Source organism: Streptomyces olindensis (assembly GCF_040645895.1).
Classification (GTDB): Bacteria; Actinomycetota; Actinomycetes; order Streptomycetales; family Streptomycetaceae; genus Streptomyces; species Streptomyces olindensis.
This window is the reverse complement of the sequence record NZ_JBEYZD010000018.1, coordinates 57,820-81,085: the sequence shown is the minus strand read 5'-3', so window position 1 is coordinate 81,085 and position 23,266 is coordinate 57,820. Positions and strand designations below refer to the sequence as shown.

General features: G+C 72.2%; 23 protein-coding genes and 1 riboswitch. Of the genes, 16 read left to right on the top strand and 7 right to left on the bottom strand.

Going from position 1 to position 23,266, the window contains the following annotated elements; all coding sequences use genetic code 11:
* The first annotated feature begins 78 nt into the window (after positions 1-78).
* Positions 79-1,215: a glycoside hydrolase family 6 protein gene (locus ABZ948_RS14225; protein ID WP_359759397.1), complete on the top strand. Its 1,137-nt coding sequence runs from the start codon at positions 79-81 to the stop codon at positions 1,213-1,215.
* Here ABZ948_RS14225 and ABZ948_RS14220 read toward each other — a convergent pair.
* The gene (locus tag ABZ948_RS14220; protein WP_359759299.1) at positions 1,194-2,573 is read right to left on the bottom strand and encodes a uracil-xanthine permease family protein; all 1,380 of its coding nucleotides are present in this window, start codon (positions 2,571-2,573) and stop codon (positions 1,194-1,196) included. The two genes, ABZ948_RS14225 and ABZ948_RS14220, sit on opposite strands and share 22 nt — an antisense overlap.
* A gap of 142 nt (positions 2,574-2,715) precedes the next feature.
* Here ABZ948_RS14220 and ABZ948_RS14215 point away from each other — a divergent pair, with 142 nt between their 5' ends.
* Positions 2,716-3,204 carry an NUDIX hydrolase gene (locus ABZ948_RS14215; protein WP_359759395.1) on the top strand — a complete coding sequence of 163 codons (489 nt, stop codon included), beginning with the start codon at positions 2,716-2,718 and terminating at the stop codon, positions 3,202-3,204.
* Positions 3,205-3,264: 60 nt separating this feature from the next.
* Here the strand turns inward: ABZ948_RS14215 and ABZ948_RS14210 are convergent, their stop codons facing one another.
* Entirely contained in the window at positions 3,265-4,470 is a 1,206-nt protein-coding gene (locus tag ABZ948_RS14210; RefSeq protein ID WP_359759297.1) for an MFS transporter, read from the bottom strand.
* A gap of 162 nt (positions 4,471-4,632) precedes the next feature.
* On the opposite strand from ABZ948_RS14210, the gene ABZ948_RS14205 reads away from it, so the two are divergent.
* The 10 genes from ABZ948_RS14205 (at position 4,633) to ABZ948_RS14160 (ending at position 13,831) form a co-directional block, all read left to right on the top strand.
* Positions 4,633-5,883 carry an ROK family transcriptional regulator gene (locus tag ABZ948_RS14205; RefSeq protein WP_359759295.1) on the top strand — a complete coding sequence of 417 codons (1,251 nt, stop codon included), beginning with the start codon at positions 4,633-4,635 and terminating at the stop codon, positions 5,881-5,883.
* 289 nt (positions 5,884-6,172) lie between these two features.
* Positions 6,173-6,303: riboswitch (FMN riboswitch) on the top strand.
* 144 nt (positions 6,304-6,447) lie between these two features.
* Entirely contained in the window at positions 6,448-7,077 is a 630-nt protein-coding gene (locus tag ABZ948_RS14200) for a riboflavin synthase (protein ID WP_359759294.1), read from the top strand.
* Entirely contained in the window at positions 7,074-7,715 is a 642-nt protein-coding gene (locus tag ABZ948_RS14195; RefSeq protein ID WP_359759292.1) for a nicotinamide mononucleotide transporter family protein, read from the top strand. The genes ABZ948_RS14200 and ABZ948_RS14195 overlap by 4 nt, the downstream gene beginning before the upstream one ends.
* Positions 7,712-9,007, top strand: coding sequence for a bifunctional 3,4-dihydroxy-2-butanone-4-phosphate synthase/GTP cyclohydrolase II (locus ABZ948_RS14190; protein ID WP_359759290.1), 1,296 nt, complete (start codon positions 7,712-7,714; stop codon positions 9,005-9,007). The genes ABZ948_RS14195 and ABZ948_RS14190 overlap by 4 nt, the downstream gene beginning before the upstream one ends.
* A gap of 20 nt (positions 9,008-9,027) precedes the next feature.
* The gene (gene ribH, locus ABZ948_RS14185) at positions 9,028-9,513 is read left to right on the top strand and encodes a 6,7-dimethyl-8-ribityllumazine synthase (protein ID WP_004002733.1); all 486 of its coding nucleotides are present in this window, start codon (positions 9,028-9,030) and stop codon (positions 9,511-9,513) included.
* A gap of 34 nt (positions 9,514-9,547) precedes the next feature.
* Positions 9,548-9,820: a phosphoribosyl-ATP diphosphatase gene (locus tag ABZ948_RS14180; protein ID WP_048458133.1), complete on the top strand. Its 273-nt coding sequence runs from the start codon at positions 9,548-9,550 to the stop codon at positions 9,818-9,820.
* A gap of 47 nt (positions 9,821-9,867) precedes the next feature.
* Positions 9,868-10,716 (top strand): ATP phosphoribosyltransferase, encoded by an 849-nt coding sequence (gene hisG, locus ABZ948_RS14175; RefSeq protein ID WP_359759288.1) that lies wholly within the window; start codon positions 9,868-9,870, stop codon positions 10,714-10,716.
* A 14-nt stretch (positions 10,717-10,730) separates the two neighbouring features.
* Positions 10,731-11,186 carry a PH domain-containing protein gene (locus ABZ948_RS14170; RefSeq protein ID WP_359759286.1) on the top strand — a complete coding sequence of 152 codons (456 nt, stop codon included), beginning with the start codon at positions 10,731-10,733 and terminating at the stop codon, positions 11,184-11,186.
* Between the two features lie 237 nt (positions 11,187-11,423).
* Entirely contained in the window at positions 11,424-12,758 is a 1,335-nt protein-coding gene (locus tag ABZ948_RS14165) for a hemolysin family protein (RefSeq protein ID WP_359759284.1), read from the top strand.
* The gene (locus ABZ948_RS14160) at positions 12,755-13,831 is read left to right on the top strand and encodes a hemolysin family protein (RefSeq protein WP_359759282.1); all 1,077 of its coding nucleotides are present in this window, start codon (positions 12,755-12,757) and stop codon (positions 13,829-13,831) included. Before ABZ948_RS14165 ends, ABZ948_RS14160 begins: the two co-directional genes overlap by 4 nt.
* Positions 13,832-13,841: 10 nt before the next feature.
* Here the strand turns inward: ABZ948_RS14160 and ABZ948_RS14155 are convergent, their stop codons facing one another.
* Positions 13,842-15,704, bottom strand: coding sequence for an AAA family ATPase (locus ABZ948_RS14155; protein WP_359759281.1), 1,863 nt, complete (start codon positions 15,702-15,704; stop codon positions 13,842-13,844).
* A 432-nt stretch (positions 15,705-16,136) separates the two neighbouring features.
* Positions 16,137-16,793: a uridine kinase family protein gene (locus ABZ948_RS14150; protein ID WP_359759279.1), complete on the bottom strand. Its 657-nt coding sequence runs from the start codon at positions 16,791-16,793 to the stop codon at positions 16,137-16,139.
* A gap of 194 nt (positions 16,794-16,987) precedes the next feature.
* Here ABZ948_RS14150 and ABZ948_RS14145 point away from each other — a divergent pair, with 194 nt between their 5' ends.
* The 3 genes from ABZ948_RS14145 to ABZ948_RS14135 all read left to right on the top strand — a co-directional run bounded on the left by ABZ948_RS14145 (position 16,988) and on the right by ABZ948_RS14135 (position 19,331).
* Positions 16,988-18,367 carry a C39 family peptidase gene (locus ABZ948_RS14145; RefSeq protein ID WP_359759277.1) on the top strand — a complete coding sequence of 460 codons (1,380 nt, stop codon included), beginning with the start codon at positions 16,988-16,990 and terminating at the stop codon, positions 18,365-18,367.
* A gap of 91 nt (positions 18,368-18,458) precedes the next feature.
* Positions 18,459-18,599: an SCO1431 family membrane protein gene (locus ABZ948_RS14140; protein WP_359759275.1), complete on the top strand. Its 141-nt coding sequence runs from the start codon at positions 18,459-18,461 to the stop codon at positions 18,597-18,599.
* Positions 18,600-18,674: 75 nt separating this feature from the next.
* Positions 18,675-19,331 carry a TetR/AcrR family transcriptional regulator gene (locus ABZ948_RS14135; protein WP_359759273.1) on the top strand — a complete coding sequence of 219 codons (657 nt, stop codon included), beginning with the start codon at positions 18,675-18,677 and terminating at the stop codon, positions 19,329-19,331.
* A gap of 60 nt (positions 19,332-19,391) precedes the next feature.
* On the opposite strand, the gene ABZ948_RS14130 is transcribed toward ABZ948_RS14135, so the two are convergent.
* The gene (locus tag ABZ948_RS14130) at positions 19,392-20,657 is read right to left on the bottom strand and encodes a glycoside hydrolase family 18 protein (protein WP_359759271.1); all 1,266 of its coding nucleotides are present in this window, start codon (positions 20,655-20,657) and stop codon (positions 19,392-19,394) included.
* Between the two features lie 330 nt (positions 20,658-20,987).
* Here ABZ948_RS14130 and ABZ948_RS14125 point away from each other — a divergent pair, with 330 nt between their 5' ends.
* Positions 20,988-22,160 (top strand): acyl-CoA dehydrogenase family protein, encoded by a 1,173-nt coding sequence (locus ABZ948_RS14125; protein WP_359759269.1) that lies wholly within the window; start codon positions 20,988-20,990, stop codon positions 22,158-22,160.
* Here the strand turns inward: ABZ948_RS14125 and ABZ948_RS40925 are convergent.
* Both ABZ948_RS40925 and ABZ948_RS14120 read right to left on the bottom strand, forming a co-directional pair.
* Entirely contained in the window at positions 22,123-22,371 is a 249-nt protein-coding gene (locus ABZ948_RS40925; protein ID WP_078615159.1) for a hypothetical protein, read from the bottom strand. The two genes, ABZ948_RS14125 and ABZ948_RS40925, sit on opposite strands and share 38 nt — an antisense overlap.
* A 231-nt stretch (positions 22,372-22,602) precedes the next feature.
* Complete coding sequence (locus ABZ948_RS14120) at positions 22,603-23,037, bottom strand: hypothetical protein (protein ID WP_359759267.1); 435 nt, start codon at positions 23,035-23,037, stop codon at positions 22,603-22,605.
* Positions 23,038-23,266: the final 229 nt, after the last annotated feature.

Sequence of the window (23,266 nt, the reverse complement as noted above, 5' to 3'; positions counted from 1 at the left end):
AGCACCGTGTCAGGCTTACGTGCCCAGCGCCTGGCCGCCCGCAGGGCCGAGCGCAGGCGTGCCGCCCGGCGCGGCGCGATGGTCGTGGCGGCCTCCGTCGTGGTCGCGGCCGGTGCGGTCGCGGGGGTCCTCTCCGCGTTCGAGGGCGGACGTGGCGCGGACCAGGCCCGGCGCCCCGAGGTGTCCGCCTCGCCCCGCCTGGCGCCCCTGCCCGCCGTGCCGTCGGCGTCCCCGACAGCCGCCGCCGAGTCCCCTTCGCCCTCGCCCTCCGCGTCGCCGCGCAGGACGCCGAGCTCCACGCCGTCGCCGTCGAGGACCGAGCCGAAGCGGGAGCGGACCGCGACGGTGGCCACACGGCTCTACCGCCACCCGGACTCCCAGGTGCTGGACTGGGTCCGGGCCAATGCCGGCGATCCCCGTCACGCGGTCATCGCGTCCCGGATCGCCGACCGGCCGGCCGCCGTCTGGTTCGCCGAGTACGCCCCGGACACGCTCACCGCCCGGGTCGCCGCGGTCACGTCGGGCGCGGCCGCCCAGGGCCGGGTGCCCGTCCTCGTGCCGTACGCGATCCCCGGCCGGGACTGCGGCGGCCACTCCCAGGGCGGTGCCCCCGACCTGGACGCCTACGACGCGTGGATCGACCGGTTCGCGGCCGGGCTGGGCTCCGGAGAGGTCATCGTCGTCCTGGAGCCGGACTCGGTCGCCCAGGCCGAGTGCCTCTCCGCGGGCGAGCGCGCGGACCGCTTCGCCTCCCTGGCCCGGGCCGGACGCGTCCTGAAGGGCGCCAATCCCCGGGCCCGCGTGTACTTCGACGCGGGGCACTCGGGGTGGAACGCGCCCGGCAAGCAGGCGGCGTGGCTGCGGCAGGCCGGTGCCGCCTCGCCCGAGTCCTCCGACGGCGTCTTCAGCAACGTCTCCAACTTCCACACCACGGCCGACGAGGTCGCCTACGACCGGCGGGTCCTGGACGCCCTCGGCGGCCCGGCGAGCCTGGGTGCCGTCATCGACACCAGCCGCAACGGCAACGGCGCCCCGGCCGACGGCCAGTGGTGCGACCCGGCGGGCCGCAAGCTCGGCCGGACACCCACCCTCGGCACCGGCGAGCCCCGGATCGACGCCTACCTGTGGGTGAAGCTGCCGGGGGAGTCGGACGGCTGCAAGGGCCGCCCGGGGACGTTCACGGCGTCCTACGCCTACGACTTGGCGTCGTCGTAGGAGCTGGTGCCCTCGTCCAGCAGCGGCTGCTGCGTCTTCAGGTGGGCCGGGGCGAAGGCCCGCAGGGCGTGGTAGCCGGTGATGACGACGAGCGTGCCGAGGGCGATGCCGCTCAGCGAGAACGTGTCCGTGAACTTCAGGGTGACGTTGCCGACGCCGATGATGATGCCCGCCGCCGCGGGGACCAGGTTCAGCGGATTGCGCAGGTCCACCCCGGCGTTGATCCAGATCTGCGCGCCGAGCAGGCCGATCATGCCGTACAGGATGACGGTGATGCCGCCGAGCACCCCGCCCGGGATCGCGGCGACGACCGCGCCGAACTTCGGGCAGACGCCGAAGAGCAGGGCGAAACCGGCGGCGGCCCAGTAGGCGGCCGTCGAGTAGACGCGGGTCGCGGCCATCACGCCGATGTTCTCGGAGTACGTGGTGTTGGGCGGGCCGCCGACCGCCGTGGACAGCATCGAGCCGACGCCGTCGGCCGCGATCGCCGTGCCGAGCTTGTCGTCCAGCGGGTCGCCGGTCATCTCGCCGACCGCCTTCACGTGCCCGGCGTTCTCCGCGACGAGCGCGATGACGACCGGCAGGGCGACCAGGATCGCCGACCACTCGAACGACGGGCCGTGCAGGGTCGGCAGTCCGATCCAGTCGGCCTGGCCCACGCCGGACAGGTCCAGACGCCAGTGGTCGGTCAGCCTGCCGCTCGCGTCCACCGAGTGGATCTTGCCGAAGACCTGGTCGAACACCCAGGAGACGCCGTAGCCGAAGATCAGCCCCAGGAAGATGGCGATCCGGGACCAGAAACCGCGCAGGCACACCACGGCGAGCCCGGTGAACAGCATCACCAGCAGGGCCGTCCACTGGTCCTGCGGCCAGTACGTCGAGGCCGTCACCGGCGCGAGGTTGAAGCCGATCAGCATCACCACCGCGCCGGTCACGATCGGCGGCATCGCGGCATGGATGATCCGCGCCCCGAACCGCCGCACGGCGAGCCCCACCAGGAACAGCGCGGCGCCGACGACGAAGACCGCGCCGGTCACGGTCGCACTGCTGCCGCCCTGGGCGCGGATGACCGCCGCCACACCGACGAACGAGAGCGAGCAGCCCAGGTAGCTGGGCACGCGGCCACGGGTGGCCAGCAGGAACACGACGGTGGCGACACCCGACATCATGATCGCCAGGTTCGGGTCCAGGCCCATCAGGACCGGGGCCACGAACGACGCCCCGAACATCGCCACCACGTGCTGGGCGCCGAGCCCGGCCGTACGGGGCCAGGAGAGCCGCTCGTCGGGGCGGACCACCGCGCCGGGCGCCGGGCTGCGTCCGTCGCCGTGAACTTTCCAGCGGACGCCGAGATCCATCGGGTGTCGCTTTCGTCGTGGGACTGTTTATGTCCGGACCATTGTCAGGGATGACCGGAGGTGTTCCGCACACGTCAGTGCCGACCCGGGCGCCCCTCCGGTGGGCGGTCGCCTGGCGTGGCTCTAACCTGACGAGGTGGTGATGCCGGAGGGAAGGCTGGTGCCGCGCCCGAGCGCGCGCGTGGTGTTGCTGGACGACGCCGATCGGCTGTTGCTGTTCTCAGCCAGGAACAAGGACGACGGTTCCGTCCGCTGGTTCACCCCTGGAGGCGGACTTCTACCGGGCGAGAGCCATGAACAGGCAGCCCTGCGGGAGTTGCGGGAGGAAACCGGGTTGACGCATGTCTCGCTGGGGCCGGAGATATGGCGAGGGCGTCCGTGGACAACGGTCCGGGGCGGCGTGGCCTACGAGGTTCGCCAGCGTTACTACATGGCCCGGGTGCATGCGTTCGAGGTCGACACCTCGGCGTTCGAGGAGATCGAGAAGGCCGCGATCACGGGGCACCGCTGGTGGACCGCGGCGGAACTGGTCACGACCTCGGATGTGCTGAGGCCGGCCGAGCTGCCGGAACTGCTGCCGCCCTTGTTGAGGGACGGCCCACCCGACTCGCCGATCATGGTGAACGGCTGAGCGTCGCCGACGGTGCGGGCGTCGGGCGCGCCCGGCCCTGTACCAGGCCGTGCGGCGGCTTCAGGGCCGCCGGTCGGGAACCACCGCGTCCCGTCGGCCGATCTTCGTCCGTTCGCCGGGGCGGAGCACACCGGCGAACGCCACCAGGCCGCACGACAGCGCTGTCACCAGGCAGAACGACACCATGAGGCTGGTCGCCTGCGCCAGCATGCCGATCGCGCTCGGCGCGATCAGGCCCGAGGTGTAGGTGATGGTCGCGACGCCCGCGATGGCCAGGCTCGGGTTGGAGCCGCTGCGGCCCGCCGCCGCGAAGCACAGCGGCACGACAACCGCGATGCCCAGCCCCATCAGCGCGAATCCGCTCATGGCCACGGCGGGCTGCTCGGCGACCACAATGAGCAGTCCGCCGAGGACGGCGAGCACACCGCTCACCCGCACGGTCCGCACCGCGCCGAAGCGGTCCACGATCTTGTCGCCGGCGATCCGGGCGACCGCCATGGTGAGCGTGAAGCCCGTGGTGCACGCCGCCGCGAGACCGGCCGAGGTCTCCAGCTGCTCGCGCAGGTAGACCGCGGACCAGTCCAGGCTCGCGCCCTCCGCGAAGACCGCGCAGAACCCGATCGCGCCGATGAGCAGGGCCGACCGGGGCGGCAGCGCGAACCTCGGCGGCGGCTCCTCGTCCTCGGCGGGCTGCAGGTCGAGCACCCACCGGCAGGCCAGCACGCCGATCACGGTGAGGACCGCGGCGGCCAGGGCGTGGTGCAGCCGGGCGTCCGAGCCGAGGTGCGCGGCGAGCGTGCCGGCCGCCGAGCCGACCAGGGCGCCCGCACTCCACATGCCGTGCAGGCCCGACATGATCGACCGGTGGAGGCGGTTCTCGACCTCCACCCCCAGCGCGTTCATCGCGACGTCCGCCATGCCCGCCGTCGCGCCGTAGGTGAACAGGGCCAGGCAGAGCGTGAGCAGGTTGGGGGAGAGGGCGGGCAGGACCAGCGACAGCGTCCACAGCGCGATCAGTCCGCGCAGCGCGTTGCGGGCCCCGAAGCGGTGACTGACGCTGCCGGCGAGCGGCATCGCGACGGACGCGCCGAGCGCGGGGAAGGCCAGGGCGATGCCCAACTGCCCGGCGCTGACGCCCGCGTGGTCCTGGATCCACGGCACGCGGGTGGCGAACGAGCCGGTCACGGCGCCGTGCACGGCGAAGACGGCGGCCACGGCGTACCGGGACCGCTTCACCTCGCGCAGATCGTCGACCACGTTGCCCATTCTGCGGTCCCCCTCCAGGTCTCTGCCTCGCGCACGTCGCGCGGGCGTAAATTATCAGGAACCCTGCCTGATAGATAAGAGGGCAAACGGTCGGCCCGTCCGTGCGCCCCGGCGATCCGGTCAGGCCGTCCGCGCGCCCCGCCGATCTGGGAGGATCCCGGCATGCCCGCATCCCCGAGCACCGCCCGGGCCATCAACGACCGGCTCGCCCTGGGCCTGCTCCAGCAGGAAGGCCCGCTCACGGCAGGGCGGTTGAAGCAGCTGACCGGCCTGTCCCGGCCGACCGTCGCCGATCTCGTCGAACGCCTCACGGCCGCCGGCCTGATCGCGGTGGTCGGCGAGTCCGGCGAGCAGCGGCGCGGCCCCAACGCCAAGCTCTACGGCATCGTCGCCGACCGGGCGCACCTCGCCGCCCTGGACGTGCGCACCGAGGGCGTCGCCGTGGCCGTCGCCGACCTGGTGGGCCGGGTGCTGGCCGAGGCCTCGGTGCCGATCGACGGAGACATGGGGACGGGCCCGGCCGTGGAGCAGGCGGTCGCGCTGGTCGAGCGCGTGGTGAAGGAGGCCGGTGCCGACCGGCTGCACACCGTCGGCATCGGCGCGCCCGGCCTGATCGACCCGGCCAGCGGCGAACTCCGCGACTCCGGCGGACTGCCGGCCTGGCACCGCCGCCTGGTCGCCGCCCTCCAGGAGCGGCTGCCCGAGGCCCGCGTCAGCGTCGAGAACGAGACCAACCTCGCCGCACTGGCCGAACAACGCGAGGGAGCGGCCCGGGACCGCGACACGTTCGTGCTGCTCTGGCTGGGCCACGGCACCGGAGCGGCCGTGGTCCTCGACGGCGCGCTGCGGCGCGGTGCCTCCGGCGGCACCGGCGAGATCGGCTTCCTTCCCGTCCCGGGCACGGCGGCCCTGCCGTCGGCGACGGACTGCGCCGGCGGCTTCCACTCCCTGGCCTCGGCGGCCGCGGTCGTGGACCTCGCGGCGCGCTACGGGATGTCACCGGCGCGGGGGGAGGGGCCGTCGGCGGTGGGCGTGGTGCGGGCGGCCGTCGGTGTGGTGGAGGCGGCGGTGGGCCGGGTGCGGGAGGCGGGGGGTGCCGTGGTGGCGCCCGAGTCCTCCGCCGGCCGTTTCCTCGACGCCCTGGCCGACCGTCTCGCCGTCGGCCTCGCGGCGGTCGTCGCGATCCTGGACCCCGGGTGCGTGGTGCTCGGCGGCGAGGTCGGCCGGGCCGGGGGCGAGCCACTCGCCGCGCGGGTGCGGGACCGTCTCGCCCGGATGACGCCCCTGCCCACCGAGGTGCGCTCGACCACTCTGGGCGGCGGCGCGGTGCTGCGCGGCGCGCTGCTGACGGCACGGGAGCGCGCCCAGGAGGAACTCTTCCGCCCTCGGGATCGGGCGCTTCCGCCGTCCTGAGGTGCGGGCGTGGGAAGGCCCGACGGCGGGCAAGGGCCGTCGTCACCGCCGCCGGGCCGGTCTGCGGGTTGCGGGTTGCGGGTTGCGGGTTGCGCCGACCCTAGAAAGGACTAGACCACAGCGTCAATAGGTGCGTACCAATGCCGAGCCGTCAAGGCCGGACCCCCGCGCGGAAGTTGGGCGGCCCTGTCGCGCTGGGGAAGGGACATGACACGTTCTGTGAGGCACCCCACACGCATCGCCGGTCTGGACGCCGATGAGGCGTGGCACACTGGCCCTGTACCAGTAGCAGCGCACTCCGGGGTCGGTGAAAGTCCGAACCGGCGGTTACAGTCCGCGACCCGGTCGCCTCCAGCGGCCGGTTGACCAGGTGAAATTCCTGGACCGACGGTTAAAGTCCGGATGGGAGGCAGTGCGCGGCGAGCGGGCATCCGTGTGCGCCGCCCAGTGGTCCGTCCTGAGGGCGGACTCCATCCGGCGTCGTCCCCGGTGTTCCCGCTCGTACCTTCTGTCGTCATCGACAGCCCCGGAGTCCGTGCCCGAAGAGGCAGGAGGACCCGGGAAGTGTTCACCGGAATCGTCGAAGAGCTGGGCGAGGTCACCGCCGTCGAGACCCTCGACGACGCCTGTCGCTTCCGCCTGCGCGGCCCCGTCGTCACCCAAGGCGCGAAACACGGCGACTCCATCGCCGTCAACGGCGTCTGCCTCACGGTCGTCGACCACGAGGGCGACGAGTTCACCGCCGACGTCATGGCCGAGACCCTGAACCGCTCCAGCCTCGGCGCCCTGAAGGCCGGCTCCCGGGTCAACCTCGAACGCCCCATGGCCGTCGGCGAACGCCTCGGCGGGCACATCGTCCAGGGCCACGTCGACGGCACCGGCGACATCCTGGAGCGGAAGCCGTCCGAGCACTGGGAGATCGTGAAGATCTCCCTCCCCGCGGACCTCACCCGGTACGTCGTCGAGAAGGGCTCCATCACCGTCGACGGCATCAGCCTCACCGTCGTCGACGCCGGCCCCGACTACTTCACCGTCAGCCTCATCCCCACCACCCTCGACCTGACCACGCTCGGCCACAAGCAGCCCGGCGACCCGGTCAACCTCGAGGTCGACGTCATCGCCAAGTACGTCGAGCGGATGCTGGGCGACCGTGCGCAGGGCGCGGCCGACGGCGCGCAAGGGGTGACCCGGTGAACGAGCTGAACTCCGAGGCGTTCGTCCTCTTCGGCCAGCACATCCTCTGGTCCGACATGGTAGGCAACCTCTTCGGCCTGGCCGCCCTCGCCCTCGGCTGGCGGCGCTCCATCTGGACCTGGCCCGTGCAGTTCCTGGCCGGCCTCATCCTCTTCGGCGCCTTCTTCGGCCACCTCACCGGCAGCGCGGGCAAGCAGGCCGTCGTCATGGTCGTCGCCCTCTACGGCTGGTGGCAGTGGCAGCGCGGCAAGGGCCAGGGCGAGGACGGCCACATCGCCGTACGGTTCGCCACCTGGCGCGAGCGCGCCGCGATGGCCGCCGCGGCCGCCGCCGGCACGGTCGCGGTGGCCCTGCTCTTCAAGGCCTACCCCACCCTGTCCTGGGACCCCTGGCCGGACGCCTACATCTTCGTCGGCACGATCGTCGCGATGTACGCCCAGGCCCGCGGCATGGTCGAGTTCTGGTTCGCCTGGCTCCTCGTCGACCTCGTCGGCGTCCCCCTCAACTTCGCCAACGGCTACGCCTTCTCCGGCTTCGTCTACGTCATCTACGGCGCGCTCGTCCTGTGGGGCCTGCGCGACTGGTGGCTGCGCTCGCGCGCGGCAGCACAGCCCACCCTGGAAGGAGCGCCGGCATGAGCACGGCACCGATCCTGTACAGCACCGACGGTGAGTTCGAGGACCTCGCGCTCGACCCCGTCGAGCAGGCCATCGCCGACATCGCGGCGGGCCGCCCGGTCGTGGTCGTCGACGACGAGGACCGGGAGAACGAGGGCGACCTCGTCATCGCCGCCGAGAAGGCCACCCCCGAGATCGTCGCCTTCATGATGAGCGAGTGCCGCGGCCTGATCTGCGCCCCCATGGAGGGCGACGAACTGGACCGGCTGCGCCTGCCGCAGATGGTCGACGACAACACCGAGTCGATGAAGACCGCCTTCACGGTCTCCGTCGACGCCTCCGCCGCCCACGGCGTGAGCACCGGCATCTCCGCCTCCGACCGCGCCACCACGCTCCGCCTGCTCGCCGACGGCGTGTCCGGGCCCGACGACTTCGTCCGCCCCGGCCACATCTTCCCGCTGCGCGCCCGGGCCGGCGGCGTCCTCACCCGCAACGGCCACACCGAGGCAGCCGTCGACCTCGCCCGCCTCGCGGGCCTGCGCCCGGCCGGCGCCATCGTCGAGATCGCCGGCGAGGACGGCCGCATGCTGCGCCTGCCCGAGCTGGTCCCCTTCGCCCGCAAGCACGGCCTGACGATCATCTCCATCGAGGACCTGATCGCCTACCGCCGCAGCAGCGAACCCACCGTCCGCCGCGAGGCGAAGACCCAACTGCCCACCGCCCACGGCACCTTCACCGCCTACGGCTACCGCTCCACCGTCGACGGCGTCGAGCACGTCGCCCTGGTGCACGGCGACATCGGCGACGGCCAGGACGTCCTGGTCCGCGTCCACTCCGAATGCCTCACCGGCGACGTCTTCGGCTCGGCCCGCTGCGACTGCGGCCCCCAGCTCGACGCCTCCCTGGCCCGCATCCAGTCCGAGGGCCGCGGAGTGGTCGTCTACCTGCGCGGACACGAGGGCCGCGGCATCGGCCTGATGTCCAAGCTGCGCGCCTACGAACTCCAGGAGCGCGGCCGCGACACGCTCGACGCCAACCTCGAACTCGGCCTGCCCGCCGACGCCCGCGACTACGCGGCCGGCGCCCAGATCCTCGCCGACCTCGGCGTACGCGGCGTCCGCCTGCTGACCAACAACCCCGACAAGACCGACGCGCTCGTCCGCCACGGCATCACGGTCAAGGCCCGTGTGCCGATGCCGGTGAGCGCCGGCGAGCACAACCTCCGCTACCTGCGCACCAAGCGGGACCGGATGGGCCACGACCTGCCCTGGCTGGACACGACCACCACCGTGCCGGCCTGCGGCAACCAGTAAGAGAGCACAGAGGGAGCAACGTGAGCGGCAAGGGTGCACCGGAACTGTCCGTACGCAATGTGGGTGACCTCCGGGTCGCCGTCATCGCGGCGCAGTGGCACGAGAAGGTGATGGACGGACTGGTCGACGGCGCCCTGCGCGCCCTGCACGACCTGGGCATCGACGAGCCGACCCTGCTCAGGGTCCCCGGCAGCTGGGAACTCCCGGTCGTCGCCAAGGTCCTCGCGGGCCGCGGCTACGACGCGATCGTCGCCCTCGGCGTCGTCATCCGCGGCGGCACCCCCCACTTCGAGTACGTGTGCCAGGGCGTCACCCAGGGCCTCACCCAGGTGTCCGTCGACACCGGCGTCCCCGTCGGCTTCGGCGTGCTGACCTGCGACACCGAGGAGCAGGCCCTGGACCGCGCGGGCATCGAGGGCTCCAGCGAGGACAAGGGCCACGAGGCGGTGACCGCGGCGGTGGCGACCGCGGCCACGCTCCGCTCAGTATCCGAACCCTGGCGCTGACGAACCGCACCTGTGGCATAGGCTGAGCGTCACCATGTCCAAGAAGACGTTCGAGGAGCTCTTCACCGAGCTCCAGCACAAGGCCGCCCACGGCGACCCCGCCACTTCCCGCACCGCAGAACTGGTCGAGAAGGGCGTCCACGCCATCGGCAAGAAGGTCGTCGAGGAGGCCGCCGAGGTGTGGATGGCCGCCGAGTACGAGGGCAAGGAGGCGGCCGCCGAGGAGATCTCGCAGCTGCTGTACCACGTTCAGGTGATGATGGTCGCCCGCGGCATCTCCCTCGACGACGTCTACGCCCACCTGTAAGCCGCACAACCGTTCCCGCACGACACCACGCAAAGGAAGCCGACCTCATGCTGCGCATCGCCGTCCCCAACAAGGGTTCCCTCTCCGGCCCTGCGGCGGAGATGCTGCATGAGGCCGGCTACCAGCAGCGCCGGGAGTCCAAGGAACTGCGGATCGTCGACCCGACCAACGAGGTCGAGTTCTTCTACCTGCGCCCCCGCGACATCGCGATCTACGTCGCTTCGGGCCAGCTCGACATCGGCCTCACCGGCCGGGACCTCCTGATCGACTCGGGCGCCGACGCCGAGGAGATCCTCCCGCTCGGCTTCGCCCGCTCCACCTTCCGCTACGCGAGCAAGCCCGGCACCATCAGCGGCCTCGCCGACCTGGCGGGCAAGACGGTCGCCACCTCCTACGAGGGCATCGTCGCCGGCCACCTCGCCGAGCACGGCATCGACGCCTCCGTCGTCCACCTCGACGGCGCCGTCGAGACCGCCATCCAGCTCGGCGTCGCCCAGGTCATCGCCGACGTCGTCGAGACCGGCACCTCGCTGCGCAACGCGGGCCTGGAGGTCGTCGCCGAGCCGATCATGCAGTCCGAGGCCGTCGTGATCCGCCGCACCGGCGCGGACGGCGACGACCCCAAGGTCCAGCAGTTCCTGCGCCGCCTCCAGGGCGTCCTGGTCGCCCGGACGTACGTGATGATGGACTACGACTGCCGCGTCGAGCAGCTGGAGAAGGCCGTCGCCCTCACCCCCGGCCTGGAGTCGCCGACCGTCTCCCCGCTGCACAACGAGGGCTGGGTCGCCGTCCGCGCCATGGTCCCCGCCAAGGAAGCCCAGCGGATCATGGACGACCTCTACGACATCGGCGCCCGGGCCATCCTGACCACGGCCATCCACGCCTGCCGTCTCTGAGGGGCGTACGCGAGATGTCCGACCTGCCCACCCTGCCCGTCACGTTCCGGCCGGGCAGCACCCGCGCGGTGCTGCTCACCGCCGCCGTCGCCATCTTCGTGGTGATCACGGCCGTCGCGATGCTGCTGAAGCAGCTCAGCCCCGCCGAGCGCCTCAGTTTCGTCGTCACGGCGCTCCTGCTGGACGCCGTGCTGCTCCTGCTCGCGCGGCCCAAGGTCGTCGCCGACGAGGACGGCGTCACCGTGGTGAACCTCACGAACAAGCGCCGGCTGGCGTGGGCGGAGATCCTCCAGGTGACCCTCCGGCCCGGCGACCCCTGGGTGTTCCTCAACCTCAGCGACGGCACCAGCCTGCCCGCCCTGGGCATCCAGCCGGGCCTCGCCAAGCAGCGCGCCATCGCCGACGCCCGCGCCCTGCGGGCACTCGCCGAGGCCCGTTCTCTCACGGACCCCGAGCCGCGGCACGGCTGATCCGGGACATCCACAGGGCGGTCGCCACTGCCGCACCGGGCCGTGTCTTGATTAATCTGTTGGCGGAGGCGCAAAGGACGCGCCTCCGCCGCTGCTGCCCCGCCCGGTGCGCAGAGGCTTCCTGCTAACCGAGGAGTGACCCTCTCCGGCGATGGACGGATCGTCCTGCAGTACCTGCGCCGCCCCCTGCCGACATAGCGCGGACCGTGTCCGCGACCGTGCGGAGGCGGCGGCATCATGACCATCCCCCTGCTGCTCCTGGCAGCCGCGTTCCTGCTGATTCTCGCCAACGGATTCTTCGTGGCGGCCGAGTTCGGACTCGTGACGGTCGAGCGGCCGGAGGCCGAGAAGGCCGCCGCCGAGGGCGACCGGCGCGCCCACCGCGTCGTCGAATCACTCAAGGAACTGTCCTTCCAGCTCTCCGGCACCCAGCTCGGCATCACCATCACCTCCCTCGTCGTCGGCATGCTCGCCGAACCGGCGCTCGCCGAACTGCTGCACGGCCCGTTCACCTCGATCGGCGTTCCCGAGGGAGCCGTCTCCGGAGTCACGGTCGTCGTCGGCATGCTGCTGGCCTCCGCCGTGCAGATGGTGATCGGCGAGCTCCTGCCCAAGAACTGGGCCGTGTCCCGGCCGCTGCAGGTCGCGCGTTTCGTCGCGGGCCCGCAGCACGTCTTCGCCCGGCTGTTCCGCCCGGTCATCGCGGGCCTGAACGCCGTCGCGAACCGGCTCGTCCGGGCCCTGGGCTTCGAGCCGGCCGAGGAGCTGGCCTCCGCCCGCACCCCCGGCGAACTCGTCTCGCTGGCCCGCCACTCGGCCCGGGCCGGCGCCCTCGAACAGGACACGGCCGACCTCTTCGTCCGCACCCTGTCTCTCGGTGAGCTGACCGCGCAGCATGTGATGACGCCGCGCGTGAAGGTCAGCGCCCTGCAGTCCTCCGCCACCGCCGAGGACGTCGTCAACCTGACCCGCGCCACCGGCCTGTCCCGCTTCCCCGTCTACCGGGAGCGGATCGACGAGGTCGTCGGCATGGTCCACCTCAAGGACGCCCTGGCCGTGCCCGTGCAGGACCGGCTGCGCACCCCCGTCGGCCGCATCGCCCGCCCGGCGCTGCTCGTCCCCGAGACCCTGCCCGTACGGCCGCTGCTCGCCCGCCTGCGCAGCGAGCAGCCCATCGCGGTCGTCGTCGACGAGTACGGCGGCACGGCCGGTGTCGTCACGCTGGAGGACATCGTCGAGGAGCTCGTCGGCGAGGTCCGCGACGAGCACGACGGGCACGACCTGCCCGAGCTGGCCTCCGCCCCGCCGGAGGACGGCAGGCCCGCCTGGGACGTCGACGGCAGCTGCCGGGTCGACGTCCTGCAGCGCATAGGCCTCGACGTGCCCGAGGGGCCGTACGAGACGGTCGCCGGGCTGATCGCCGACCTGCTGGGCCGCATCCCGGCCGTCGGCGACAAGGCGGAGCTGCCCGGCTGGCGGCTGTCCGTGCGCCAGGTCGGCCACTACCGCGCGGAGCGGGTCCGGCTCGTGCGGACGGCCCCGGTGATCACCCTGGCGGAGGCCGTCCGATGAGCGTGCTCCAACTCCTCTTCGCGGCGCTGCTCGTGCTCGCCAACGGCTTCTTCGTCGGCGCCGAGTTCGCGCTGGTCTCCGTACGCCGCAGCCAGATCGAACCCCTCGGCACCGCCCGCGCCCGGCAGGTCCTCTACGGCCTGGAGAGGCTGCCGCAGATGATGGCGGCGGCCCAGTTCGGCATCACCGTGTGCTCCCTGACCCTCGGCGCGGTCGCAGAGCCGACGGTGGCGCACCTGCTGGAGCCGGTCTTCGAGTGGATCCACCTGCCGCACGCGATGATCCACCCGCTCGGGTATGTCATCGCCCTGGCCACGGTCGTCTTCTTCCACCTCGTCATCGGCGAGATGGTCCCGAAGAACCTGGCGATGGCGGCCCCGGAGAAGGCCGCGCTGTGGCTGAGCCCCGGCCTGGTCTGGTTCGCCCGTTTCTGCAAGCCTGTCACCGCCGCCCTCGGCGCGGTCTCGCAGGGCATCCTGCGGCTCTTCCACGTCGAGCCCAAGGACGAGGTCGAGGCCGTCTTCACCAGCGAGCAGCTCAACCGGCTGGTGGAGGACGCCGGCCAGGCGGGCCTGCTCGACCCGGAGGAGGCCGAGCGCCTGGAGGACGCCCTGGAACTGGGCTCCCGCCCGGTGACGGACGTCCTGCTGAAGCGCGAGTCCCTGGTGACGGTCAGCCCGTCGGTCACCCCCGGGCGGATCGTCGAGCTGACGGCCCGCACGGGATACTCCCGCTTCCCGGTCGCCGCGGACAACGGCGCCTTCATGGGCTACCTGCACGTCAAGGACGTCCTGGACCTGGAGGACTCGGACCGGGCCGTGCCGCAGCAGCTGTGGCGGCCCATGACGACCCTGCGGTCCGAACTGCCGCTCGACGACGCGCTGACCGTGATGCGCCGGGCGGCGACACACCTCGCGCAGGTGGCCGACGGCTCGGGCAGGGTGCTCGGACTGGTCGCCCTGGAGGACGTGCTGGAGCTGCTGGTGGGAGAGGTGCGGGACCCCGCACACCGGGAGGTCCGCGAGGTGCGGCTGACCGAGCCGAGGTCGGGCGAGGAGGTCCTGGCCACGTAAGCCCGGTGCCTCACGGTCCGGGCGGATCCTGCGGCCCCCGCCCGGACAGCACCTCCCCGTACGCCTGCATCAGATCCGGCAACCGCAGCGTCGCCAGGTCCTCCCGCCCCAGCACCCCGGGATACACCGACAACCGCAGATCCCGGTACGCGCAGCTCTTCTCGTACAGCGTCCGCAGGAACCGCCCGTTGCCCAGCTCGTCGATCCACCCCTGGTCCACCACGTGCCCCGCGATGGACCGCAGCTCGTCGAGGGCCTCCTCGTCCCACAGGTCCCCGTTCTCCGCCGCCAGCACCTTGCCGATCTCGGTGAGTTCGAGGGGACGGTAGGACGGGAAATCGACCCGGGTCGTGAAACGGGACGACAGCCCCGGGTTCGCCGCGAGCAGCCGGTCCATGCCCTCCGGGTAGCCGGCCAGGATCACCACGAGGTGGTCACGGTTGTCCTCGGCCCGCTTCAGCAGCACCTGGAGCGCCTCGTCCCCGTACGCGTCCCCCTTGCCGTAGCCCGAGTTGGACAGCGAGTACGCCTCGTCGACGAAGAGCACGCCACCGAGCGCCGAGTCGATCAGTTCGTTGGCCTTCACGGCCGTCTGCCCGAGGTACTCGCCGACCAGGTCGGCCCGCTGGGCCTCCACCAGGTGGTCGCCGCCGAGCAGGCCGAGGGCGTAGAAGACACGGCCGAGGATGCGGGCGACGGTGGTCTTGCCGGTTCCGGAGGGGCCGGAGAAGACGAAGTGGCGTTTCGGCGGCTGGACGGGAAGGCCCTGCCCGGCCCGCAGCCGGGCCATGTTCAACTGCGCGGACAGCGCCTTGACCTGGCGCTTCACCGGCTCGAGCCCCACCATGCGTTCGAGTTCGGCGAGCGCCTCCTCCAGTAACGCGGGGTCGGTGGGCCCGGCGGGCAGCGACGGTGACGGGCCCCCCTTGTCGCGGAACGCCGGGGCGGCCACCGGCGGCAGGGGAGGGGAGACCGGCGGCTCGGGGTCGGGCAGTCGCAGGTCGCGGCCCTCGGTGCCGAAGAGCGGGTCGAACCCGTCCGGCCCGTCCATGGCGTCCTGGCCGGCACCGGTGAGCGTGATCGCCGCGAGGTCGGTGGCGTCCTCGTAGCCGTCGCCCTCGGCGATCGCCGCGAGCCGCGCCGAAGTGTCCATGAACGCCGGGTCGACGCGGTGCACGGCCCGGTAGAGGGGGAGCGCTGCGGCGCTGCGGCCGGTGCCCTCGTGCGCCCGGGCCAGCCAGTAGCGCAGCTCCTTGCGCTGGGGCTGCTCGCTGCGACAGCGCATCAGGGCCGCCGACAGCAGTGGTTCGGCCTGCCCGTACATCTCCAGCCGGACCCGGGCCATGCCGCCGAACAGGCCCGCCTCGATGCCGAGCATCGGATCGTCGAGCAGCGGATCGGTGTGCCGGACCAACTGCTCCCAGTCCTTGACCAGGTAGGCGCGGCAGGCGTGCAGGAAGCGGACCTGGTGGTCGGTGTCCACGGGGGGCAGCCCGGCGAGGGCCCGGTCCAGCTCGGGGACGTGGCGGCCATCCAGCCAGTGGGAGGCGTGCGCGAGCAGCAGGTCGCGCGGGCTCTCCAGCACGGGCTGCACCCACCAGCCCAGCCAGTACCAGGAGTTGAGGGTGCGGCGGTAGCGCGTGCGCTGCTCGCCGAAGCGCTCGCGGTGGCGGAACATCCTCAGCAGCGCGGTCGTGGTGTCGACGCGCAGGGCGTGCAGTCCGAGCCAGCCGTCGGCCATCCCGGCGTCCAGCCGCACGGCGGTGCGGAACTCCTCCTCCGCCTGCGGATAGGCACCCATGGTGTAGGCATCCACGCCTCGCAGCCAGGCGAGGTCGGCCGGGGCCTGAGGGCCCTGCGTGCCGAAGTCCATCACGTCCCCCACAAACCGTGCCCCCGTCGGTATGCCAACGAGCCGCCCCCCAGCCGGCTGCCCTCTTCGAACCGCTGTGCCACGGACCGGAGTTGCACAGTGCGCGAAGCAACCGTCCGTAGGTCGCAACGAGGGCATCGTACCCGCGGGGGCGGCGCCCCCGTAGGGTGCCGCACGGGCCGTTCGGCGAGGTGGGAGCGGATGCGGCGCACAGGTGCACGGTGACCGAGGGTGAGCGTTCGACGCCGCGCGGCGGCCGGAAAACCGGAAGAGGACAGAACGAAGCCCCCGATCACGGGGGAACAACCGGGGGCTTCGCGTCAGTGGGCGGCGCCGAATGGCCGCACATTGAGAACGTAAGACCTGTACGGCCCCCCGGTCAAGCCGAGTTGAAGCACTCCGGCAAGTTGTTCCGCAAGGCCCTTCACAAGTTCAGCACACTGCGGGCGGTCCGTCACCCTGAGTGAGGGACTGGTCCGGTCCAATGGATCCCGCGGGCCCCGGAAGAACCTCGTACCCCTCCTCTCGCTGGCGCACCAGGAGGTCGGCGAACGGCCGGGAGGGGTCGTCGGCGAAGTGCCGGCGTTCCGCCGGGACCCACCCGTTCCAGAACTCCCGCTGTTCCTCCCCGTCCCGCGACCGTCCCCGCGCCCAGGCCTCCTCGCGCGGCAGCTCCATCCACAGCAGGAGCGCCAGGCGCGGGCGGAGCGCCCGGCGTCCCGCGCCGACACCCTCCACGAGCACGACCGGCGCGGGCGGGAGGGGCCGCGGGCCGCCGAAGCGACGGGCTCGCCAGTCGTAGGGCGCGTAGTGCGCGGTCCGGCCCTCGGAGAGCGGTTCGATGACCTGGTCCAGCAGGCGCCCGGTCCAGTCGAACAGTTCCTCGTGGCTGGCGACGTCGTCGAGGCGCAGCACCGGAGCACCGCCCAGCGCCGCGGCCAGCTGCTCGGTGAACGTGCTCTTCCCCGAGCCGGCGTGCCCGTCGACGCCGACGAGCCGGACCGGGCCGCAGGACGGGGGAAGGCGACGGATCCGGGCGGCCAGGTCGCGCACGGCGGGCCCCGGGGCGGGGCGGAGGGGCGGATTCATCTCGCGCAGCACTCTAACGACGGCCTCCTCGGCCCGTGCCACTGGTCGACGCCAATATTGGTGGGCGTGGCGCATGTCGAGGTGCTGGCAGTACCCGGCGGGCTGTGCTCATATGTGGCGCACACACGTGTGCGACCGACCGTGCCACGGACCTGCCCCGCCCCTGCCCGACTCCGACTTCCGGGGGTCCCGCCATGCGCAGAGCCGAACAGCCGTCCCGCAGAACCGTCCTGGCCGCCGCGGTCGCCGCCGCCGTCACGGCGAGCGCGGGTCCCGCGGCCGCCGACCCCGAGGCGCCCATGACGACCGACACCGCAGACCCCGCCCGGGCGGTCCCCGCCCGCACCGTCGACAACCGGGCCTGGACCTCGTACGGCGACTGGTGCGGCGGCACGGCCAAGGGCACCCGGGCCGTCGCGGGCGCCCGCCCAGGCGTGGTGATCGGGACGCCCGCGGGCACCACCGACTACACGGACCCGCACACCGGCGCCACCGCGCCCTGGGAGTACGGCACCTGGACGTCCCCCGCGCACCGGCTCGCCGTCCCCGCGACGGAGGCGGTCGTCTCCTGGAACGCGCACACCCCGCCCGGCACCTGGCTCCAGGCCGAGATCAAGGGCACCTACACGGACGGCACCGGCACCCCCTGGTACGTGATGGGCCGGTGGGCGGCCGGCGACCAGGACATCCGTCGCACCTCGGTCGACGACCAGAGCGACGGCAGGAGCACCGTCTGGACCGACACCCTGGCGCTCGACGACCCGTCGACCGGACTGCGCCTGGCCTCGTACCGGCTGCGGCTGACCCTGTACCGCAGGCCGGGCAGCAAGGCCACGCCCACGGTGTGGCGCCTCGGCGCGATGGGCTCCGACGTCCCCGACCGGTTCACCGTCCCGGCATCCGAGCCCCGGCTCGCCCGGGAACTGGTCGTCCCGCGGTACTCGCAGGAGATCCACAAGGGCCGGTACCCCGAGTACGACAACGGCGGCGAGGCCTGGTGCAGCCCGACGTCCTCCCAGATGGTCGTCGAGTACTGGGGCGGCCGGCTCACCCCCGAGCAGCTCGCCTGGGTGGACCCGGCGTACGACGACCCGCAGGTCTGCCACGCGGCCCGGTCCACCTACGACCACCAGTACGCCGGCTGCGGCAACTGGCCCTTCAACGCCGCCTACGCGGCCACGTTCGACGGCCTGGGCGGCGTCGTCACCCGGCTCGGCTCGCTCGCCGACCTGGAGACGCTGATCGCGGCCGGCATCCCCGTCATCACGTCCCAGTCCTTCCTGAAGGAGGAGCTGACCGGGGCCGGGTACGGCACCGCCGGGCACCTGATGACCGTCATCGGCTTCACCGCCGGCGGCGACGTGATCGCCAACGACCCCTACTCGGCGAGCAACGAGGCCGTGCGGCGGGTCTACCGGCGCCGCGAGTTCGAGAACATCTGGCTGCGGACCAAGCGGTACAACGCCTCCGGCAAGGTCGTCTCCGGTACGGGCGGCGTCTGCTACCTGTACTTCCCGGCGCGTCCGGGCGCGGCGCAGAGCAAGGCCCTGGCAGCCGTCGGCGTACGCGTGTGACCAAGCTCTCGGCCGCAAAAGCCGCCCCGGGTGGCAAGGTGGACGGAACTTCGGGGGAAGTCCGTCCGCACCACCGAACGAGCGAGAAGCCATGACCGCGCACTCCGCCACCGCCGGCCGCGTCCGTACCGGCGGCCCTCAGGAAGACGGCCCGAAGATCGTCGAGCACCTCATGGGCTGGGCTCTCGTGGTGGTCGTCGCGATGCTCGTGACACAGCTCGGACTGCTGTGACCTGACCCACGCCCCGGCCCCGGCGCCTGCCATACTGCGGATGTCCCGCCCCCGCCCGTGAGACCAGGGTCGAAATTGAATATCAGCCCCCAGCCTGCCGCGCGCCCCAGAGCCCGCGGCACCGAGCGCTCGATGGCGCGCCGTGCCGAACTCATCGCCATCGGGCGGAGGTTGTTCGCCGACACGTCCTACGACGCCCTCTCGATGGACGACATCGCCCGGCAGGCGCACGTCGCCAAGGGGCTGATCTACTACTACTTCCAGTCCAAGCGCGGCTACTACCTGGCCATCATCCAGGACTCCGTCACCGAGCTGATCACCCTGGCGGCCGGCGGACTGGAACTGCCCCCGGTGGACCGGGTCCAGCGCACCATCGACAGCTATCTGCGCTACGCCGAGCAGAACCAGGCCGCGTACCGCACGATCGTCAGCGGCGGCGTCGGCTTCGACACCGAGGTGCACGCCATCCGGGACGGGGTGCGCGAGGCCGTCGTCACGACCATCGCCGAGGGCGCGTACGGCCGCGCCGACGTCACCCCGCTGGCGCGGATGGGCCTGCTGTCCTGGGTGTGCAGCGTCGAGGGCGCCACCCTCGAATGGATCGACCGCCCCGAACTGCCCCGCGCGACCATGTGCGAGCTGCTGGTGAAGACGCTCGGCGGCGCCCTGCGCGCGATCGAGGATCTGGACCCAGCCTACCCGGCCCCCCAGCCCGCGCGCCGCGGCGCATGAGACAGGGGCGGAGGATCCGCCACGGACCCTCCGCCCCCGGTGCCGCTCCGGCCTGCTTCCCTACTTCATGGCCTTGATCAGCTCACCGTTCGCCGCGTCGCCGCTCAGCTCCCAGAAGAACGTGCCGCCCAGGCCCTGCTGGTTCTTGTAGTTCATCTTGGTCGCGATGGTCGCCGGGGTGTCGTAACTCCACCAGTTGCTGCCGCACTTGGCGTAGGCCGTGCCGGCCACCGTCCCCGTCGCGGGGCACTTGGCCTTGAGCACCTTGTAGTCCTCGATGCCCTGCTCGTACGTGCCCGCCGCCGGGCCGGTCGCGGTGCCGCCGGGGGCCGACTGGGTGACGCCGGTCCAGCCGCGGCCGTAGAAGCCGATGCCGAGCAGCAGCTTCGAGGCGGGGATGCCGAGGCCCTTGAGCTTCGCGATCGTCGCCGAGCTGTGGTTGTCCGCCTTCGGTATGCCGGCGTACGAGGTCAGCGGCGAGTGCGGGGCCGTCGGGCCGGTGGCGTCCCAGGCGCCGAAGAAGTCGTAGGTCATCGGCAGGTACCAGTCGACGTAGCGGGCGGCGCCCGCGTAGTCCGCCGCGTCGATCTTGCCGCCCGGGGTGGCGTCGGCGGTGATCGCCGCGGTGACGAGGTTCTTCGAGCCGAACTTGGCGCGCAGTGCCTGCATCAGGTTCCGGAAGGCCGCCTTGCCGCTGGTGTCGCAGGTGGCGCCGCAGGCGTTCGGGTACTCCCAGTCGATGTCGATGCCGTCGAAGACGTCGGCCCACTTGGAGTTCTCGACCAGGTCGTAGCAGGACTGGGCGAAGGCGGCCGGGTTCTTCGCGGCCTCGCCGAAACCGGCCGACCAGGTCCAGCCGCCGAAGGACCACAGGACCTTGAGGTCCGGGTGCTTCTGCTTCAGCTTGCGCAGCTGGTTGAAGTTGCCGCGCAGCGGCTGGTCCCAGGTGTCGGCCTTGCCGTCGACGGATTCGGCGGCGGTGTAGGCGCGGTCGGTCGCGGCGTAGGCGTCGCCCATGGCGCACTTGCCGCCGGTGACGTTGCCGAAGGCGTAGTTGATGTGGGTGAGCCGGGACGCCGAGCCGGACGTCTCGATGTTCTTGACGTGGTACTTGCGGTCGTAGGTGCCCCATTCGGTGAAGTACCCGATGACCTTGGAGCCGGCGGCCTTCGGGCCGGGGGCCGCCTCCGAGGCTGCGGCGGCCTCCTGAGCCGAGGCCGCCGCGGTGGCGGAGGTGCCCGCGCCGGCCAGCAGACCGGCGCCGAGGACGGCGCAGCAGGCCGCGGACACGATGGTCCGGAAGCGGGAGCGGTCGGGGGTGTGCATCCGGTGTCTCCTCGGGGGAGAGGGAACGCGCGCCGATTGGCATGAACGCGGTGAATCGGTGGAGCGAAACAGTAGGAGGACTAGACCACTTCGGTCAATGGTGCGGACCAATTTCCCCGCTCCGGACACCGTCGTGCGATTCTTGAGGTGAGCGGTCGTTAACTGGTGACGAGATGCCTCCGATCGGGCATACTCACAGCGCACAGCCGCTGGTCAGCACGTTCCGAGACCCGGGACTGCAAGCATCGGCCAGGCACCAGAACGACCCGGCGGCGCCGCCCCCACCCACGGGCCCGTCCGCCACTGCCCGACAGGGAGGAGAGCGTCGCCATGCCCGACCGCGCCCCGCAGCCGGTGGACCGACAACTGCCCACGGAGGAGGCCCGGGACCTGATCTCACTCGTCCGCGACATCGCGCAGCAGGAGATCGTCCCGAAGGCGGCCGAGGAGGAGCACGCCGGCCGCTTCCCCCGAGAACTCTTCACCCTGCTCTCGCGCTCCGGCCTGCTCGGCCTGCCGTACGACTCCGAGTACGGCGGCGGCGACCAGCCCTACGAGGTCTACCTCCAGGTCCTGGAGGAACTCGCCGCGGCCCGCCTCACCGTCGGCCTCGGCGTCAGCGTCCACTCCCTGGCCTCCTACGCCCTCGCCGCCTACGGCACCAAGGAGCAGCAGGTCGAGCACCTGCCCGCGATGCTCGGCGGCGGCCTGCTCGGCGCCTACTGCCTCTCCGAGCCGCACTCGGGGTCGGACGCGGCCGCCCTGCGCACCCGGGCCGTCCGGGACGGCGACGACTGGGTGATCACCGGCACGAAGGCCTGGATCACGCACGGCGGCATCGCCGACTTCTACACGGTCATGGCGCGCACCGGCGAGGAGGGCCCCCGCGGGATCACCGCGTTCCTGGTGCCCGGCGACGCGCCCGGGGTGAGCGCCGCGCCGCCCGAGAAGAAGATGGGCATGAAGGGCTCGCCCACGGCCCAGGTCCACTTCGACGGCGTCCGGGTCTCCGACGCCCGGCGCATCGGGGAGGAGGGGCAGGGCTTCGCGATCGCCCTGTCCTCCCTCGACTCCGGGCGGCTCGGCATCGCGGCCTGCGCGATCGGCGTGGCCCAGGCCGCGCTCGACGAGGCGTTGGCGTACGCGGCGCAGCGGCGCCAGTTCGGCAAGGCGATCGCCGACTTCCAGGGGCTGCGGTTCATGCTGGCGGACATGGCGACGCAGATCGAGGCGGGCCGCGCGCTCTACCTCGCGGCGGCGCGACTGCGGGACGCGGGGCGGCCGTTCGCCCGGCAGGCCGCCATGGCCAAACTGCACTGCACCGACACGGCGATGCGGGTCACCACCGACGCCGTGCAGATCCTCGGCGGCTACGGCTACACCGCCGACTTCCCGGCCGAGCGCTACATGCGCGAGGCCAAGGTGCTGCAGATCGTGGAGGGCACCAACCAGATCCAGCGGATGGTCATCGCCCGCCATCTCGTGGGTCCAGAGGGACGCTGAACTGGTCGAGGCCCCGCCAGGGAGCCGCGAGCCGCATCCACTCCGGGTCGTGCCGACCCGGCAGGGTGCGGCCGCCTTCCGCCCAGGTCCGCATCAAGTCGCGGTAGATGGGCGGGTCCTGATAACGCGGCGGAGCGGGCCGAACCGATTCTGCGGGCGGCGGGACGTACAGGAGGCGCTGACGCCCGGTCGCTGAGGAGATGGGGGTCATACCAGGGCAACGCGGCAGAGGCCGGACAGGTCACCCGGACGTGGAATCGGGCGTGCGTTTCAGGGGTGCCGGTCCGTCGAACGGGCCCGGGGCTGTCACCCTGGGCCCGGCCCTGCACCCGGCCGCCGTCAGCCCGCGAACCCGGACACACTGAACCGCACCACGGCAGTCCACGAGCCGTGGTGCGGGGCAGCTACTGGGGTGGAGCGAGCGGGCGAGGAAGGCCCGCGCTCAGGCCGCGTGGCGGCGCATGACCGGGACCCTGATGGGGCGTGAGCCCGGGCCGCCGACATGCGAGAAGGGCTGGGTCCGCCAGTCCAGTCCCTGAGGGAGCGTCAACAGCAGGGCGGTGTCCTGGTCCTGAGGGTCCACCGACTCGTCCGCGGGGCGGGCGTCCGCGGCCCTGCGGCCGGTTCCGGCGCAGACCGTGAGTCCGAACGGGTTCCACGGCGAGGCGCACAGCGCGTGCTCCGGCAGGACTTCCTCGTCCGCCAGCAGGGCGATGGGCTGCGCGCAGTCCGGGCAGATCACCCGGAACATCTCGAACGTGTCGTAGGCGTCGAGTTCGTCGTCGAAGGCGTCGGGTTCGACACCCTCCGGCTCGGGCTCGACGACGAGCTGCTGCCGCTTGGGTGCGGTGCGACCAGGGCGCTTAAGACTCTGCATTGGGTACTCCCCCTCGGGCTGGGCCGTATCAGGCACTGCGGCCTCGACCACAGCAAGCACTTCCCGTCCCCCCTCGGCGGTAATCACGAGAACATTACGGAGACTGTTCGAGCGCTGTGGCGTTCGTCACATGCCGTACGCAGGTGCCCTCTGCGGCGGATTTGTCCCCCGAACGGCTGACCGTCGACTTCCGGCCACATCACGAACCGGGCATGACCTGGGCTGCTCA